At 47.5% G+C, this 17,703-nt stretch carries 14 protein-coding genes; all 14 read right to left on the bottom strand.

Annotated elements, in window-relative coordinates; genetic code table 11:
- Positions 1–53: 53 nt before the first annotated feature.
- Positions 54–986, bottom strand: a complete 933-nt coding sequence (locus tag AB4Z33_RS04680; protein ID WP_442048807.1) for an alpha/beta hydrolase — start codon at positions 984–986, stop codon at positions 54–56.
- A gap of 35 nt (positions 987–1,021) precedes the next feature.
- Positions 1,022–1,885: an alpha/beta hydrolase-fold protein gene (locus AB4Z33_RS04675; RefSeq protein ID WP_442048806.1), complete on the bottom strand. Its 864-nt coding sequence runs from the start codon at positions 1,883–1,885 to the stop codon at positions 1,022–1,024.
- A gap of 10 nt (positions 1,886–1,895) precedes the next feature.
- The gene (gene gtfA / locus AB4Z33_RS04670; protein WP_442048805.1) at positions 1,896–3,356 is read right to left on the bottom strand and encodes a sucrose phosphorylase; all 1,461 of its coding nucleotides are present in this window, start codon (positions 3,354–3,356) and stop codon (positions 1,896–1,898) included.
- The gene (locus tag AB4Z33_RS04665) at positions 3,353–4,228 is read right to left on the bottom strand and encodes an alpha/beta hydrolase (protein WP_442048804.1); all 876 of its coding nucleotides are present in this window, start codon (positions 4,226–4,228) and stop codon (positions 3,353–3,355) included. The genes gtfA and AB4Z33_RS04665 overlap by 4 nt, the downstream gene beginning before the upstream one ends.
- 3 nt (positions 4,229–4,231) lie before the next feature.
- Positions 4,232–5,722: an alpha/beta hydrolase family esterase gene (locus AB4Z33_RS04660; RefSeq protein ID WP_442048803.1), complete on the bottom strand. Its 1,491-nt coding sequence runs from the start codon at positions 5,720–5,722 to the stop codon at positions 4,232–4,234.
- 26 nt (positions 5,723–5,748) lie between these two features.
- Positions 5,749–6,582 carry an alpha/beta hydrolase gene (locus AB4Z33_RS04655; protein WP_442048802.1) on the bottom strand — a complete coding sequence of 278 codons (834 nt, stop codon included), beginning with the start codon at positions 6,580–6,582 and terminating at the stop codon, positions 5,749–5,751.
- Between the two features lie 19 nt (positions 6,583–6,601).
- Entirely contained in the window at positions 6,602–7,828 is a 1,227-nt protein-coding gene (locus AB4Z33_RS04650; RefSeq protein WP_442048801.1) for an MFS transporter, read from the bottom strand.
- Positions 7,829–7,847: 19 nt separating this feature from the next.
- Positions 7,848–9,323: an alpha/beta hydrolase family esterase gene (locus AB4Z33_RS04645; RefSeq protein ID WP_442048800.1), complete on the bottom strand. Its 1,476-nt coding sequence runs from the start codon at positions 9,321–9,323 to the stop codon at positions 7,848–7,850.
- Positions 9,324–9,357: 34 nt separating this feature from the next.
- A complete protein-coding gene (locus AB4Z33_RS04640; RefSeq protein WP_442048799.1) occupies positions 9,358–10,236 on the bottom strand; it encodes a carbohydrate ABC transporter permease in 879 nt (292 codons plus the stop codon).
- Positions 10,237–10,254: 18 nt separating this feature from the next.
- Positions 10,255–11,163, bottom strand: a complete 909-nt coding sequence (locus AB4Z33_RS04635) for an ABC transporter permease (RefSeq protein ID WP_442048798.1) — start codon at positions 11,161–11,163, stop codon at positions 10,255–10,257.
- A gap of 76 nt (positions 11,164–11,239) precedes the next feature.
- Complete coding sequence (locus tag AB4Z33_RS04630) at positions 11,240–12,742, bottom strand: ABC transporter substrate-binding protein (protein ID WP_442048797.1); 1,503 nt, start codon at positions 12,740–12,742, stop codon at positions 11,240–11,242.
- Between the two features lie 208 nt (positions 12,743–12,950).
- Positions 12,951–13,835 carry an ROK family protein gene (locus AB4Z33_RS04625; protein ID WP_442048796.1) on the bottom strand — a complete coding sequence of 295 codons (885 nt, stop codon included), beginning with the start codon at positions 13,833–13,835 and terminating at the stop codon, positions 12,951–12,953.
- A gap of 140 nt (positions 13,836–13,975) precedes the next feature.
- Positions 13,976–15,709, bottom strand: coding sequence for a sensor histidine kinase (locus tag AB4Z33_RS04620; RefSeq protein WP_442048795.1), 1,734 nt, complete (start codon positions 15,707–15,709; stop codon positions 13,976–13,978).
- 130 nt (positions 15,710–15,839) lie between these two features.
- Positions 15,840–17,405 (bottom strand): response regulator transcription factor, encoded by a 1,566-nt coding sequence (locus tag AB4Z33_RS04615; RefSeq protein WP_442048794.1) that lies wholly within the window; start codon positions 17,403–17,405, stop codon positions 15,840–15,842.
- Positions 17,406–17,703 lie beyond the last annotated feature (298 nt).

Here is a 17,703-nt window from a genome sequence, read left to right as displayed (position 1 = left end):
AGGCGTTTGCCATTGCGATCACACAAGGTTTTTATCTCTGTCTTTCATTCGATCTAACGATTGAAAGCTCTCGCTAGCGCATCCATATATCCTTTTTTGGCCCGTTTACTGATTTCAGCTTCCGGTACGACTATCTCGAATCCATGATAACCGCCAGGATAAAGATGGAATTCCACATCGACGCCAGCTTGCGCTAAACGTGCGACATAGTTAATGGTTTCATCCCGGAACGGGTCCAATTGTCCAACGCATGTATATAGAGGAGGCAGTCCAGCCAGATCCGTTGCGCGGCTGGCTGCAGCATAAGGCGGAATGTCTTCGTGAGCGAGTTCGCCGAGATACAACTTCCAAGCCGCTTCGTTATTCGCTCTATTCCAAACCGGAGGATACGTAATTTCGTGGCTGGAGGGAGTCACGTTGCGATCGTCTATCATTGGGTATAACGGCATTTGAAAACAGATGGCAGGCCCGCCTCTATCGCGAGCCAGCAAGGCTAGCGCCGCAGCCAGTCCTCCACCCGCGCTTGCTCCACCCACCGCAATTCTTGATCGATCAATATTCAATTGTTCGGAAGAGCTTGCAGCCCAGACCAATGCGGCGTAGCAATCCTCTATGGCTGCCGGATAAGGATGGTCCGGGGCCAATCGATAATCGGGGGAAATGACAACGCAGCCGGCAGCTTCCACGAATTGTTGGCAAAGCGCATCATCTCCGCTAGGATGGCCCAGCACATATCCTCCGCCATGAATCCAAAGCAGGGCAGGCAGCTGATCCGTCCCCCTTTGAGCCGGCTGGTAGATCTTGACCAGCATCTCGCTATCTTCCGCACCGGCAATTTGTCGCTCTGTCGTGAGGACGGCGTCTGATTTATCGACCGGCGGAGGAGAGAATTGCCTCGCCATAGGCAAATCTTCGGGCAATCGCAGTACAGGTAATACTTCCAAGCCCTGTCTAAGCTCCGGAGCAACTTTGCTTAAAAAGTCCATTCTGTCCTTCCTCCTTTTCTTTCTCCCTTATACGCTCAAACCACATTCTTATTTGATTCGTAAATGGGTTCCCGCTTGAGAGGCAACCACGTACTCAGCGCTTTATCCAAGTAAATATCCCACATATCGAAGTCGTGCTTCATCCCTTCGGCTTCTTCGTAGAATACGTTGTAACCTAACCGTTTCAAAATGGCATAGTCTTCAAAAACTCGATCGCGAATGAAGTCCTCTTCGCCTACCCCAATAAAAAACTGCGGAACCTTCACTCCATCAGCCAAATTCTTTTCCGCGAACCATCTTAAGTCGTGTTCCGAGCCAATGAATTCGCTCTCTCCGAGCAAGGTGTCGCGAACCCTAGGGAAATGCCAATTCAAGCTCCGTACATATTCCTCCCGGTCCAACGTGACACCGATGCCGCCCGACAAATTGACAACCGCCTCATAAAGATCGGGACGCATCAGACCTAAGCCAAGCGCTCCGTTTCCGCCCATCGCCATTCCGATCACGAACGTGTTCTCCCTGCCGACAGCGGATGCGAATAAGGATTGCACCACCATGGGAAGCTCTTGCGTTAAATAGTCAAAATACTTGTAACCGTAAGTCGTGTTCATATAAAGGCTGTCATTTACGGAAGGAGAGACTAGCATAACCATGTTTTTTTCGGCATACTGCTCTAGCCTTGTATAACGGTATGGTATCGTATCGTCTTCCCCGCCACCGTGAAGCACGTATACCGTTTGAAATTTCATGCCTCGTTCATAAGGCATCTTGTCGTCGCTCTTAAGCATAGGATGTTGGTAGCCTAAGCCTGTCGTCAAGGAACCTGTCGGATAGCATACCGTGACATTCGTATTTAAGCCCAATATTTCCGAGCGAAAATTGTACCGCAAAATCGCCATGCTCCGCCTCCTATAGAGTAGCCTTCATTCCATTCTCGTCTGCGTACGTAATCTGATATTGTTTGGTCCTGAAGTCCGCATGAAGCGCCGTCCAGTGCTCCCCATTCCGCCAAGTGATTCCTAATGATCCGTTTTCCGCTTGATCATCGATCTCAATCTCGCCGTCGAAGGCCGGATAGGCATTGCGGAAGCGCATCATTTCAAGCAGTCGTTGCAGCATCGGAACTTGCAACCGTTCTTCAATCTCTTCCTTGCTATAATTGTGGCGGTTTACACTCCGCGGCTCGCCTATTTGTTTCAGGGATTCAACATCATTCTCACCGGCCAACATTCCCACATAGTAAACTTGAGGAATACCAGGAGCGTAAAGCTGAACGATTCGCGCAAGAAGATAGGCTTCATCGTCTTCGTCGAGGGCCGAGTAATAGGTGCTCATAAGCTGATATTGTCTGGCCTTCGCTCCCGACATTTTCACTACACCGGCTGGCAGACTGTAATATTGCTGAAGCTCTTCGGTTTTCTTATTTACTCTTTCCCTCACGAAATCAATCTCTTCATCATCGAGCAGCCCAACCACGTCGACGACTCCGATGCCGTCATGGGTATCCAAAGTCGTAAATTGTTTGCGAGGGCAAATCTTCATCCAATTCACCAATCGGTCCGTACGTCCGGTCATTAAGGCGTGAAGCATGAGCATCGGCAACGCAAAGTCGTATACCCAATGTCCCTGCTCCGCCATTTTCAACTGAATCTTATAGTTTTCGTGGATTTCCGGCAGCATTTCCGTACCGCGATCCCGTATCGGCTTCATGCCGATATCCAGCACGTCCCATACCTCCGGTTCGACAAAGAAGCAGCTCGTACCCGGTTTTTTGGACGCATAGGCGAAGGCATCGAATCGGATGAGCGGGACATACTCGGCAATGCGTCCCAAATTCCGTTCGTAGTAATCCTGCGTGGAGGAAGCCCACGGATCAATATCCACCTGTTCTTCGAAGAACGTATTCCAGATCTTGACGACCTTCCCGTCATCGCGGGTAAACTCCTTATACGGACCCTGAAGCTTCCTGCGATAGAGAGTTTCCAATTCTTCTTCCGTAGGCTCGCCATTCGGCCAAAACTTGTCCCAATGGATAAACATGTCGCTGTAGGGCGAGGCGTCGCCGTTCTTCATATAATCCTTAAATTCTTCACTTCGGATGGAAGCATGGTTAATCATGAAATCTGCCATGAGATAGTACTTTTCGGAAAATTTCTTGATATCATCCCAATTGCCGAATGCCGGGTCGACTTCGTCATAGTTGATTACCGCAAATCCCCTATCGCCCGAGGAGGGAAAGAAGGGGAGAATATGAACCCCGCCGAACACTCCGTCGAAGTGCTCGTCCAGTATGGCGTACAGATCCTTTAAATGGTTGCCCATGCTGTCCGCATAAGTGATCAACATGACTTGGTTTGCTATTTTCTTCACTTGTTTTCCTCCGTTTTCTCATTTTGGGGATAGATGGCTTGATGTCGCAGAGGCAACCAGCCGCTGATAGCGATACGCAGCGATTCGTCCCAGAAATCCCAATCATGTCCCTTTCCAGGTACAATCTCCATTCTTGTGTCATAGCCCCACTCTTTAAGATCCTTCTCCGCCTGAATCGTACGATAGAGAGCGTGATCGCAGTCACCGACGCGAATAAAAACAGTGGGAAGTCTCTTGCCTTCCTGGGCATTTCTTCTGGCTATGCTATACACGTCATTCACGGTATCCCGAATATATTCAGGATCATCCAGTTTCGCCTGAAGACTACTCTTTAGAGGGACAGCTATGTCGACATCGAAGTGAAATGTACCGTCTACCGTTTTGACTACGCTTGGAACGCCAGGGCGATAGGACGCCCCTGACATCAATAGTACGGCCGCGAACCTCTCCGGATGATTCATTGCGATCTTCATTGCCCCATGAGAGCCCATCGACAGGCCTCCGATAAACGTATCCTCCCTTTGAGAAGATACAGGGAACATCGTTTCGCAAAGCTTAGGCAATTCTTCCGAGATATACGTGTAAAAATCCGTCCCGTCATAATCCGTGTAGCTTGAATTATTAGCGGCAGGCATAACGACAGCCAACTTGTGCTTATCCGCGTAGCGAACAATATTGGTGAAATTCACATAATCGCTGTCGTCTCCCATTCCGCCATGAAGTAAATACAGGACTTGATATTTCATTCCAGGCAGGTAGCTCGCGCCGATGCCTTCCATACTGTCGGCAAAGCTGAAGGTGGGCAAAACAACTGTAATATTTGTTTGCATGTTCAGCGCTTGGGACAGAAAGTTCATTTTGATAACGGCCATCGGCTACGCTCCATCCTTTGTCAATATTTCATCGCGGATAAGAAGCGCCATATTCAGTGACAGCTCAGCATGATGATCGGTAATATAGAGGACATCACCGCAGGAGGAGACGTTGTTATTGAATAGTCTCTTGCAAATCCACTCGATGGGGATATAGAGCTCCCCGTCTTTAAACACCGCTTCGCAATACATGGAGTGCACGCGGTTGTCCACGACGCACCCGATACTGCCACGGGCAAATTGCATCGTCATCCCGTCCTTAAACTGCAGCTCAACGGAATGTCCACCGTGCTCAGCGCGATGCGTTGCGTCGAATACATCCGCAAGGAATGAGACCGGCACCATGAAGTACTCGCCTCTTACAATGGCATCTCCGCTCAGTCCATGATACTTCAGCTTTTGATGCTTCCTAACAGGTCCGCGCATCGCAACCAAGGAATTGTTAACATACGCGTTGGCGCTGCCCGCTGCCAAGGCAATGGCATAGTCATCGCCTTTCCTCGGTATTCGAGGCTCGGAGCTCACGATTTCGCCGTTCTCTCCGCGTCGGATGCCCGAGAATAGATAATCCCATACGACCTCTGCGTCGTCGAAGGTTTGTCCATGGTCCCTATTTTTGACGTCGCGGAATACAACGTCCGCATGCTCGCCTTTGTAGAAGGCGAAGTTATCCTCTCCCGCGATTTTGATTTCCGGCAATTCGCGGCACTGATTGATGCGCTTCCAATACTCGCGATTTCGCTTGACGACATAGTCCGTATCGCCATGGAAATGAGGCGGTACCTGATCGTGCTCAAGCCGAGTCTGCCAAACCGCAAGCGGCCCCGCTTGATTCAGGAGCTCGTCGTTTTTATCGAATAACACGCCAGGACTTGATGGCCCGCCGGATCCCGCCTTGCCCGCAAATACTTTGCCATGGTACCGCGCCATCTGGCTCGTCATCATATTCCCCATCGACATTCCCTGGATGAAAATTCTGCCCTCATCGACTTTGTATTTGTGTTTTGCCCGTTCGATAAGCTCGAGAACCGTATTCATATCCTGGTTGTCCTCGGGATTGTCAGGAGGCAAATGCATCGATTTTCCTTCCACTTTAAAGGAAAGCGCTTCTTCGATCTTTTCCTTCTCCGTTTCAACAATCCAAAATTTGTCTTTGCCGGCGTTCGGGAAAAGAACGATAAAACCCTCGCGCTCCGCGACAAGCGTCCAGGAAGTATAGACGGCTTGCCCCCACCCTGTCATTAATCCTCCATGCATCGATAAGACTAGCGGCACATCCCTCGTTCCGTCATAGGAAGCCGGAACGTATTCGTACCAAGTATGTTCAATGCCGTCCAACACCATATCCGTATATTCGGACAATCTCGCAGGGTAAACCTGGGAATTGTTTCCATTCTCATTCACGACCATATCCGTGGTTTTGATCATCTCAGGGAGATACTCGCGATTATCATCGTTTGGCGTTCCGGGAATAATGACGATTTTCTGATTCATGTGGTCACGATCCTTTCTTACTCGCTCTAATATGGACTTGCCCCTGTATCCTCAAGGCCGAAAAATTCAAGCGCGCGCTGAATGGCCAAGTCCCAAAATCTCCATTCATGTCCGTACCCTTCCAGTGTCCAAAACTCGGCTCCAAGCTTCATTTCATCGGCATGTTTTTTGAAGAGAAGCAGATTTTCGTATATCATCGCATCCTCGGTGCCGCAGGCGAATAAAAGCCGGGGCAGTCTGCCGCTCCCCGCGTGGGAGTCCAATATATCCCATACATTTTCGGAGGAGTCTTTAAATGCCTGCAATCCCCCCGCGTTTTCCACCATTCCGCGCATGCGACGGGCAAAAAAGTCGTCTTTGAGCAAATCCTCTTCCGTCAAGTTCTGTAAATTGACGGGGGCAGCGGATAATACGGCAGCGGCAGCGAATTTATCAGGATGATTTGCAGCAAATTTTATGGTGCCTCGTCCGCCCATGGAAAGACCCGCAATAAAATTGTCCTCGCGCTTGTCTGACGCCGGCAACCAGTTGTAAATCAATGACATGAGCTCCTTAGTCAAGTAGTCGTACATGCCGAAACCAAGCATGCTGCTATCCCAGTTCGAATAATTGCTATTGAGAGCGCTCGGCATCACGACAATGAGGTCTTTTTCGCAAGCGTACAATTCGATGTTCGTTCTACGAAGCCAATCGGTATGGTCGCCGTACGTGCCGTGGAGAAGCCATAGTACCTTATACTTCTTTTGGCTTTCGTAGTAGTCCTTAGCAGGGAGGTCCCGAGGCTTGTTGGGCAAAATAATGCTGATCTGGTGATTCGATTTTAAGTATTCACTCTCGAAATTCAAAGTTGCAATGGACATTGAAGCTGCCTCCTGATCTCTAATTTCTATCTTTTATTTGTGAAAGGATTGTTTTTCGTTTCCATAAAAAGAGTATGAGCCCCATACAAATTGGTATTGTCATGAACTGAAACATGACAGCATATCCCGCTATCTCGTCTCCGCCATGGCTTTGTATAAACGTTACAATCAAGCCTGCGACAGAAGGCGCCAGCAAATATCCGGTATCGACGCCAATAAAGATTGTATTCCCAGCCACGCCACGCCGTTCTTTGGAGACCATCTGGATGCAAAGCGTCTGAAGAGCAGGCTGACAGATCCCGTATCCGAAAGCCGACACGGCCCCCGATATTAAGAACATTGGAAGCGTACTGGAATAACTAAGCAAGATGAACGACAGCGCAAAGATGATCATGCCTGGAATAAGCGTTTTATCCACCCCGTACTTGTCCGCTAACTTTCCGCTAACCGGTCTGGAAATGAATAAACAAATGGCGTAAGATGTGAAAAAAAGACCGATTTCTTTTACCCCTGCCGCCCCGCCATAAATGAGGATAAATGCGTTAATGCAAGAGTAAGCACTTGCTAAAAAAAACATGATTGTCGCAGGAACCATCACTTCACGGGCAACAATGTCGATCCACCTGATCTTGAAGCCGTTCTTCATTTCCGGGGGATCCGATTTCAACCGCAGCGAGAGCACCAGCACAATCCCCATAATCAGAGCTCCGATGAAGAACGTTCCCCGATATCCGAATCGTTGGACCAATTCCAGGCCAATAGCCGGGCCGATGGCAGTAGCGATTGCCTGCCCTAATGAAAATATTCCGATTCCCGAAGCAAGCTTGTTACTGGGCAAGGTATCGCTGACGAGGGCCATGCTTACAGGCGCAAAAAAACCCATCCCGATTCCGTGAAGAAGTCTCCCAACAATGATCATCGAAACACTTTCGGCGAATCCGTAACAAACGAACGCTGCTATAGTAATAACAACGGCAGCCGCAAGCAATCGATTGTTCCGAAAATAGCTCGTTGACGGCCCCACTATAGGACGAACCGCAAGCGCGGTAACCGCAAACATACTCGTTACTAAGCCTACGATCGCAGCTGTTGCTCCAACATGTTCGGCATACGTCGGGACAAGCACATTCGTCATGAACAATCCCAGCATTAGAAATACGTTCATCACAAATACATTAATAAAGGCCTTGTTCCAGACCGTTTGCACCTTTTCGTTCKTGACGCTTGCTTTGCTTAGGTCCTTCATAGAGTCCTCACCACCCGCTTTATGTTAGTATTTCGTCACGGATAAGTAGGGCCATGTTTAAGGAAAGCTCGGCATCGTGATCGGTAATATACAGCACGTCTTCGAAGCAAGTGACGTGGTTGTTAAAAAGCATCTTGCAAATCCATTCAATCGGAAGATAGAGTTCCCCATTGCCAAATACTGCTTCGCAATACATGGAATGAACGCGGTTATCCACAACGCAGCCGATACTTCCTCGGGCGAATTGCAGTCTTCTCCCGTCCTTCAGCACCAATTCGGAGGAAAGCCCTCCATCGGCAGGTAGATACGTCGCTTCAAAAAGCTCTCCGATAAACGAGACCGGCACTAAGAAATACTCTCCTCTTACGATTGCGTCGCCGCTAAGGCCATGATATTTCAGTTTTTGATGTTTCCTTGCAGGCCCGCTCATCTTAACCAAACGATTGTTGACGTACGCGTTCGAGCTGCCCTCCGCCAAGGCGATGCCATATGCATCTCCTCTCCTTGGACTTAAGGGTTCGAAGTTCATGATTTCGCCGTTCTCTCCGCGCCGTATGCCCGAGAACAGGTAGTCCCATACGACCTCCGCGTCATCAAAGGTTTGCCCATGATCTCTATTCTTAACGTCTCGGAAAACGAAGTCCGCATGCTCGCCTTTGTAAAAAGCAAAGTTGTCCTCGCCTACAATTTTGATTTCCGGTAATTGCTGGCAGCCATTGATTTGCTTCCAATAGTCGCGATTTCTTTTTACAAACGCCTCTGTCTCATCTTCATGCAGCGGTAAACTCTCATGCTCGACGCGAGACTGCCAGACGGGCAGCGGACCAGCGCGATTGATGACGTCTCCTTGCTCGTCGAAAATGACCTCCGGCCATGTGACGCCCGCCGACCCTGCTTGCCCTGCCAGCCACTGGCCATGATACCGGGCGAACTGATTCGTCATGATTTCCCCCATGGACATGCCCTGCATGAAAATTCTGGACTCATCAATGTTATACTTGTGCGACATTCTGTTAATCAGAGCAAGTATAAAGTTCAAATCATGGTTATCTTCCGGCTTTTCCGGAGGCGTGTGCATGTAAAAACCGCTCGGGCTTGGCGCCCCTAACACCTCGAACGTTTTCTTCTCGACTTCAAGAGTCCATATTCGTCTTTCGTGAGCGTTGGGGAACACGACAATAAACCCTTCCCGATCCGCTACGAGCGTCCACGAGGAGTAGATCGCCTGCCCCCATCCGGTCATCAATCCTCCATGCATCGACAAGACCAGAGGCACCTTGCGGGTCCCGTCATAAGAGGACGGAACATATTCATACCAAGTATCCGGTATCCCGTCAGCCAATGAATCGGTATATTCCTTAAGTCTTTCGGGATATACCATCGAGTTGTTGCCATTCTCGTTCACAACCATATCCGAATTTCTAATGGCTTCAGGCAAATACTCCCTGTTGTCATCATTAGGCGTCCCTGGGACAATCGCCATTTTAACTTCCATTTCAACCATCCTCTTATCCGATTTTTGCGAAATGCTAGCCTTTCACGGCTCCCCCCATAATTCCGCTTGCATAATATTTTTGCAGGAACGGATATAGGACGAGGATAGGTAGAATCGCTACGAAGGCGATCGCCATCCGTATGGAGGCTTGAGGTAAATTAGTGACAGCGCTTGAGCTTGACGAAACGGAGCTCGAGATGACGGACTGAATGTTCTGATTCATCTTATTCAGCAATGCCTGAATACTGAGCTGATCCGGATCTGTGATAAAATATAGCGCGTTCTGCCAATCATTCCAGTAGAGCAGGCACGAGAAAAGTCCGATCGTAGCCAAAATCGGTTTCCCTAGTGGAAGAACCATCTGGAAAAAGATTCTGAAATAACCCGCGCCGTCGATTTTGGCAGATTCGTATAATTCATTTGGAATGTTCGAGGCTAAGTAGGACCGAACCAAAATAATACTGAAGGCGTTCGTCAACAGGAACGGAAACACATATGCCCCTAACGTGTTGACAACTCCCAAGCTCGTCCACATGATATAGGTCGGCACTAACCCGCCGTTAAAGAGCATAGTGAAAAATATGAAAAAACTGATGACCCGATTCCCCGGCAAGCTCTTGATCGATAAACCGAAACTCATCATGGCCGTAATCGTAAGGCCAAGGAGCGTCCCGAGCGCAGTTGTAATAAACGTAATTCCGTACGCTCGCAAGATGGTAGAAGAATTCGAAACCATATATTCATAGGCGCCAAGACTCAATTGGGATGGAAAGAAAGAATAGCCGTTGGCAATCAACGTATTTTCGTCCGTGATAGAGGATATGAATAGCAATAGCAATGGTAGAATCATGAGCAATGCGACTAACAACAGGATAGAGTTGAATAAAATCTGGTATGCTTTATTTTCAATCATATAGATATGGCCTCCCTTCTAAAAAATCGCATCTTTGGAGCTCAATTTGCGGACAAGCGCGTTCGCCGAAATAATCAATACCAATCCGACCGCGGCTTGCAGCAAGCCTGTGGCAGCCGAGCGCCCTATACCGCCGGGAGCCATCAGCATGCTATACACATACGTATCGATCGTTGCCGTAACATTGAATAAGCTTCCGGAATTTTGAGGAATCAAATAGAACAGACCAAAGTCCGAGTAAGCGATTCTGCTGACGCTTAATAGGAACAACGTAATAATGGAAGGAACCAACGAAGGCAGCGTAACATTCGTAATCCGTTTCCATTTGCCCGCCCCGTCAATAGCTGCCGCTTCGTGCAAGGATCGATCGATCGTCGTAATGCCCGCAATATAGATCAGAGCGCCATATCCAACATTTTTCCAACACTCGACTACGATCAGAATCAGAGGCCACCATGTAGGATTGCTATACCATTCAACGGGATTTTTTGTGAAAATGCTGTTATTGAGCATGCCGTTTTGATGACTAAGAAATGCAAAGACGATATAACTAATGACGACCATCGACATCGTGAATGGCAACAGAATGGAGCTTTGATACAGTTTTTTCATTCGTTCGTTCTTAATTTCTGTAATTAAGATGGCTACAAGGAGACCAACGACCGTATTTACGATAATGAACGCGCCGTTATAAAGAATCGTATTTCGAAGAATGATGGCCAGGTCGCTTGAGCGAAACAAGTATTCGAAATTTTGCAGTCCGACCCACGGACTGCCGAGGATTCCATCGGAGCTGCGAAACTTTTTAAATGCCGATACGATCCCGACCATCGGAATATAATTATTAATAATGAGATAAATGACACAGGGCAACATCATGATATAGAGCGGAGTATATTCTCTAAGGTTGGCGAGTTTCTTATTCATCGTTGATCGATATCCCCTTAACCGATTCGGGGCTGGATTCCGATAGAAGCAGCCCCCGAATCGTGCAATGTGGTAACTATTGCTTGGCCAACCAAGCGTCTAGCTGTTTTTGTTTTTCATCCATAACCTTTTGCAAGCCTGCGGCATATAGCTCGTCATTTAGCTTTTTAAGATTTGCCTCCGGATCGACTGCACCGAAACTGATCGGATTTTCATATTTTGCAAGCACCGAATTCAACTGAGATACCTCCATGGCCACAGGAGCCGCGTCGAACGTAAATCCGAAAGCCTTCGAAATCAATGCATCGCTATCGAAATTTTTGTACGTTTCCCAGATCCCCTCCGGACTGCCCGCCCACGGATGCATCAAATACTGATTCGGGTATATAAAGCCGTAGTCCGAATGGTAATTGACTGTCGATGAGGTAATGCCCGACGGGTAATCCGCCTGTCCGTTGTCATTAATGATCCAATCTTTTCCTGGAACCCCCCAGTTGAGGAGATCGTTAAACTCGGCGTTCGTGTACGCCCAATTCAGAAATTGGAACGCTTTCGCCTTGTCTTTGGACGTACTTAGTACAACGTTCATTGCGCCGCTGACCGCTAATGAGGATTTCATTTTATTGGAAACCGGAATCATAACGGCATCGTAGCCCGTTTGCGATTTCAACTCCGTAATGACGTTCGGACCGTATGAAGCAAAAATTGCGAATGTTTTCCCGGCTTTCATTTTGGCTTGACCTAATTCTTTATTCACTGCGATATCCTTGGAGGAGTATCCATCCGAATACCATTTTCTGTTCAACGTAGCGAATTGCTTGAACTGCTCCGATTCGTACCAGTTCGTTACGGTTGTCGTCTGACCGTAGTTCTCCAAGACACCGAAGCTGTCACCCAATCCATCCACGTACGTTAATGCATTTAGGCCAAATGTCCGATAGCCGTCGAATGGTATTATATCGGGATATTGTTCCTTTACCTTAGCGAACATTTCCGTGATCTTATCAAAGCTGGAATAGTCGTCTGTCGTTACATTGAAGTCGGACACTTTATAGCCGAGAGCGTCAAAGATATCTTTTCTTACAAAGATTCCAGACGGTGTCGCTCGCGAACTCATCATTGGGAAGCCAGCAAGCTGATCCCCGATGTAGCCGGCATCCAGCTCATCGCCGAGCAACTCGTAAATGTCCTTGGTATACTCCGTGTAATCGGATGCATCTACAATGTACCCGCCGTCAATGAAGCTTGGCATGCTGAACGAAAAGGCAAATGAAATGTCGATAGGCTCGCCCGACGCAAGCATCATAGGCAATTTCGAGTTGTAGGTATCCCAGCTAAGCGGGATTAGATTCACTTTCATATTCAAATCTTTCATCGTCAACTCGTTGATAAGCTTGTTTACTTCTTCCTGATTGCCTTCCTTCGGCGCATGATATGCGAAATTGACCGTATACACTTCCTTGGAAGAACCATTCCCTGCGGAAGTTTCCCCTTCGTTTCCTGCATTACCCGCGCATCCCGCAAGTACCGCAAGAATCATGATCACGGCAACTGAATAAGATAACGTCTTTTTTAACATGCTTTCCATCCCCCTCTTAAAGTTGAATTTCACTAGTCCAATGCTTGCTCTAGAAAGACCGCGTTGTCGATTCTTAACCTCCTCCGTACGTTTTCAATGGGACAGCCTGTTGCCTCTCTATTGTCCGATATAAGGGGAGATACGCGCTTTCAATATTCAGCTATGCGACCTTTGAATTTCAGTTCTACTCGTCTTAAAATTGAAACCTTTATTTATTTGCGTCCTTTAACGCTTGAATTCCTAAAGCCAGCGCGCCGCATATACCCGCATTCTCCTTCAATGCAGGAGGTACAATATACTGATCAATCCCGGAAGTTATCGCGTCGATATTTAAATACCCGTTAAGCATGCGTTGAACATGCTTACGTATCGATGCAAAAAGATGCGATTGATTCATAACTCCGCCGCCCAAAATTATTTTTTCCGGCGATAAGGTCAAGATCGTGGAGACAAGAGCCTGAGCAATATAATAAGCTTCCATTTCCCAAGCCTCATGGTCTTCGGGGATTTGTTCGGCCCTTCGGTTCCATCTAGCCTCGATAGCGGGTCCTGCCGCCATTCCCTCCAAGCAATCTTGATGATACGGACAGTTCCCATCGAACGCATCCAACTCGTGACGTTTTACAGCGATATGCCCGCCTTCCGGATGCATGATGCCGTGAACAAGGCGTCCTTCTATAAAAACGCCTAAACCAATCCCCGTGCCGATGGTGTAATACGCACAGCTATTTAATCCCTTTGCCGCTCCCCAAGAAGCTTCTCCCAGTGCCGCCGCATTCACATCCGTATCCCAACCGAAAGGAACCTTAAAATGATGACTTAACATGCCAATCACATTGCAATCGGACCAGCCTAATTTGGGCGTTGTCGTAATAAAGCCGTATTTCGGGCTATTTTGTTGCAGATTGATTGGACCGAAGGAACCTATGCCGATTGCTTCAACCTGCCGCGATTGAAAGAAATCGACCGCTTGTCCAAGAGTCTCTTCTGGACTTGTAGTCCGGAAACTGATTTTTTCGAAAATGTCTCCTCTTTCATTGCCTACTCCGCAAATAAACTTTGTTCCTCCAGCTTCAATAGCTCCGATCCGCATCGCTCTCGCCTCCTAATTCCTACTTGTTCAAGCCTCATTATGAATCCATCATAACGGAACCGTGCGGAGCACACTTTCACTAACACGACATTCTTCTTTTAAATTTCCGTTATTATCGGTTTGGATAAGACAGGAGGCGCCTACTCCTTCTTCATTGGCATGCTGATCTCTACAACCGCTCCGTCTTGGTTGCTGAAATGAATCGTTGCTCGATCGTTATAGAGCAGCTCCAGCCTCCGTTTCACGTTCCATATCCCGATCTGCTCTCCTTGATCGGACATCGGATTCCTATTTTGCTGCAACTTGTTAAGCCACTCCTCTGAAAAACCAGGACCTGTATCCGTGACTCGGATACTCATTTCATCATGTGAGGATTCCCGGATTAAAATTTGGATATGTGTTTGCCGATCGGTATCGATCGCATACTTGATTGCATTTTCGACAAACGTCTGAATGACTAGGGGCGGCAAAGAAACGGAATGCAGCTTCTCCGGCAAATCCACTTCATAGGTCAGGCTGCCGGGGAAACGAAAGCTTTGAATTCGCAAATAATTGACGGTATGCTTAATTTCGTCCTGAAGAGAAACGAAGTCCGCGCCGCTTTGAAACATGAACCGAAAATATTGTATCAATAACAAAGAAAGCTCTTGGATTAAAGAAAACTTCTTATCCAAGGCCAGATAGTAAACGATATTAAGGGAATTCAAAAAAAAGTGAGGGTTAATTTGCAGTTGAAGCTGCCGAAGCTCCGCTTTCTGTGTCATGATCTGCTCCTCGTAAATGTTGAACTTCAACTGTTGAATTTCAGCTACCATGCCGTTGAATGTATCGCTCATCGTCTCGAACTCGTTGGAAGAACGAGCGGTGGGTATCCGTGCATCCAAGAACCCCTCCTTAACCTTGCGCATGGCAACGAGAGTCCGATGAATCGGCAATAGCACAACCTTTCGCAGCGCATATAAAGCAAGAGCTACGCTTAATATGGAAGCAATGGCAAGCAAGTACGTGATCCGCAACAGATAGGGCAGCTGTTCCAAAATCAGATCATCCGGCACTAACGTCACCAAATGAAAGGGCCCCTTGGATGAGGTTTCCCCAACGATGAGAAAATCGTTATTTTTCCCGGTTAGCCTATATTCATTGCTTTGAAAAGCCAAGTTTATATCATGTTCAGTAAAAAATCGCTCATCCCCAAGCGGCTCATTCCGCTCGTTGGTGAATACGACTTGCGCTCCGCCCTCAAGATTGAATAGGTCCATTGGGCTTAGCAGGAGATCGATATTAATCCCCATTCCTATATATTGCTTGCCCGACCTCATAACGCGCATAACATAGAAGTCATCCCCGAGTTTAATGTCGAACCATGAATTCCCGAACGCCGCCTCCAGCGGGCGCGAACGGGTCAACTCGGTTAACGGACTCCTCACTTCATCCCAATTTGGCGTATCCGTTCTTTCCTTTTGCCGATTCGGCACAAACAACATATCGTCGTTAGCCGTATTATAGATAAAGGTAAAATCAAGCGCTTGATTATAAACCATATCTTCATCCATTTTTCGGAACACGCGGTATTTCTCCAATTGATAGGTATCAAGATCTTTGAAGGCGGCCTTCTCAAGCGGCAGAAAGCCCCTCTCTTCCATAATTAGCCTTACTAAATAATCATCTACGGAATCCAAGCTTTGATCTACGATATTTATATATAGGCTCACGGTGCTGCTAATTGAAGCGGCAACCTGATTTCTGACGACTTTGATGGAATAAACGTTGTTATAGATCAGATAAGTCACAATGGGGAGCATTAAAATGATTAATCCGGCAATCAGCTTAAATCGAATCGAATTGATAAAGGGCTTGCCCGTCTTCTTGTTCATATGTCATTGTCCTCCCTTAATCGTCAACGCAAAAAGCACCCGTAAAAGCGTCCGATAGAGTAACACATAAATGCTTCTCCTTAGTCCACTAATAGAAGTGCAGATCGCTTTCAAATTTTCAGAATGCCCGTCAGATACGCTGCTTGCGAAATTCCTGAGGCGTTATCGATGTTTCTTTGCGGAACAGCGTCGAGAAGTATGAAAAATTCGGGTATCCGACCGACAACGCAACCTCGCTGATCGACATATTCGATCCCAGCAAAAGTTCTTTCGCCCGAGACAGCCGCTCCTTTAAGATGTAGTCCGTGATCGACAAACCCACTTCCTTCTTGAATAGTTTAACGACATAATCGGGACTTAACCCGACATGGTCCGCAATATACTGCCTGGAGAGCTCCTCGTCGAGGTGCAGCGAAATATACCGTCGTATCCTTTCCACGATCGTTTCGTTAGACTCCAGAGCCTCCATGCTAGATACGGCGGTTTCGATGACATCGCTCACCCATTGTTGCAAATCTCTGACCGAGCGTGTCGCGACCATCGCCCGTTCCGGTGCCAGATGCTCGTGTAAAATATCCTCTGCTCTTAAGCCTGACTCCTGCAACGTGTGAAGCACCATCTGGAGGACGCCTTGGTAAAAGAATTGAACCCGCTTCACATCTAAATGATCAAGGTTCTTCCATACCTCCAAATGCGCTAGCATAGCTTGGAGCATCCTCTCTTTCTCCGACCTTCGAAGCATCTCGGACCAAACCTTCATATTCGGACTCGAAATCTCCAGCTCCTTTTGCGGCATCTCGTCAAGGACCAGTACCCGATCCGTCGTATTGAGTTTCTTTCGCTGCGTTTCGGCGAGCAAATTATACATGACAGATAATCGGTCAATGGTGACCTTATCGCCTACATAACACGAAAGATGGCAATAAAAATACATATTGCAAGCTTGTATATAAGCTGCGCAGCGTTGCTGTATTTCCAGACGGAGCCCCTCTTCAAAAAGATCGGAATTGCTATTGGACGGAATAATAACAACGATGACGCCATCGCCTAAGTAGACCGCTTGGGAGGCTTCGTAATGAATCAGAACGAGCTCCTCCATAGCGTTCCGTAATGCATAAAACATAATATGCTCATCCCGCGGACCGAGCTTTTTGTCCCAGTAATCCAGATGGAAAAGCACAGGCAGTAACATCGTATCTTCTGTATAGGGAAGATGATGCCGTTTTGCTTGCTCCAAGATTTGATCCAATCGCGACGGAATTTCCTGACGAAGCACCTCGGACCAAAACTGTTCCAGCAATTTAGCATCATCATTACGTACCCGACGAATTTTCTCAAGCGCCTTGTCTACCGTCTTCTCCAATTCCTCCCTCGGGACGGGCTTCAAAAGATAATCTAGACTTCCAAGCTGAACCGCCCGCTTAGCATAGGCAAATTCCGCGTGACATGTAAGAAAAATACACTCCGTCTTCGGATGACTCTCTCGTACCCAAGCGAACAAGTCAAAGCCCGTTCCTTGCGGCATCTCGATATCGCAGATCATCACATCGAACGAAACMGAGGCAAAAGCCTCTTTCGCTTGACGCATGTTATAAGCCGTCTCTACTCTGTCGATCCCCAGCTTCCTCCATTCGACGCTAGACTTAATGCCGTTTGCGATAATGGCTTCATCATCCACGATCAATAACCGAAACATTTCTTTTGCCTCCTCAAACCAAATAATAAATACAAGCAGGTTGTCCATCTGCGGCTTTTCGCCCACCATTTATACTAGCACCCATTATAGTCTGCAATTATTGAACGCTACGATCTGCCAATTATTAATTCTTCTCCTTCAATTTCTTTATTCATACATCATACCTAAACCGCAAGTCGCTCACTATCATCAATCCGACATTTTTCTTTTAATTTTCAGTCATGATCCAGGGTCACCTGTTTCACGAGCAATCGCTACAATTATTCCCTATGCGAGATCTTGCAGTTCAGTACGTATC

The organism is Paenibacillus sp. 2TAB19 (assembly GCF_052115185.1).
Taxonomy (GTDB): Bacteria; Bacillota; Bacilli; order Paenibacillales; family Paenibacillaceae; genus Pristimantibacillus.
Note: the sequence above shows the minus strand (reverse complement) of the source record. Positions and strands in the feature narration are given on the sequence as shown.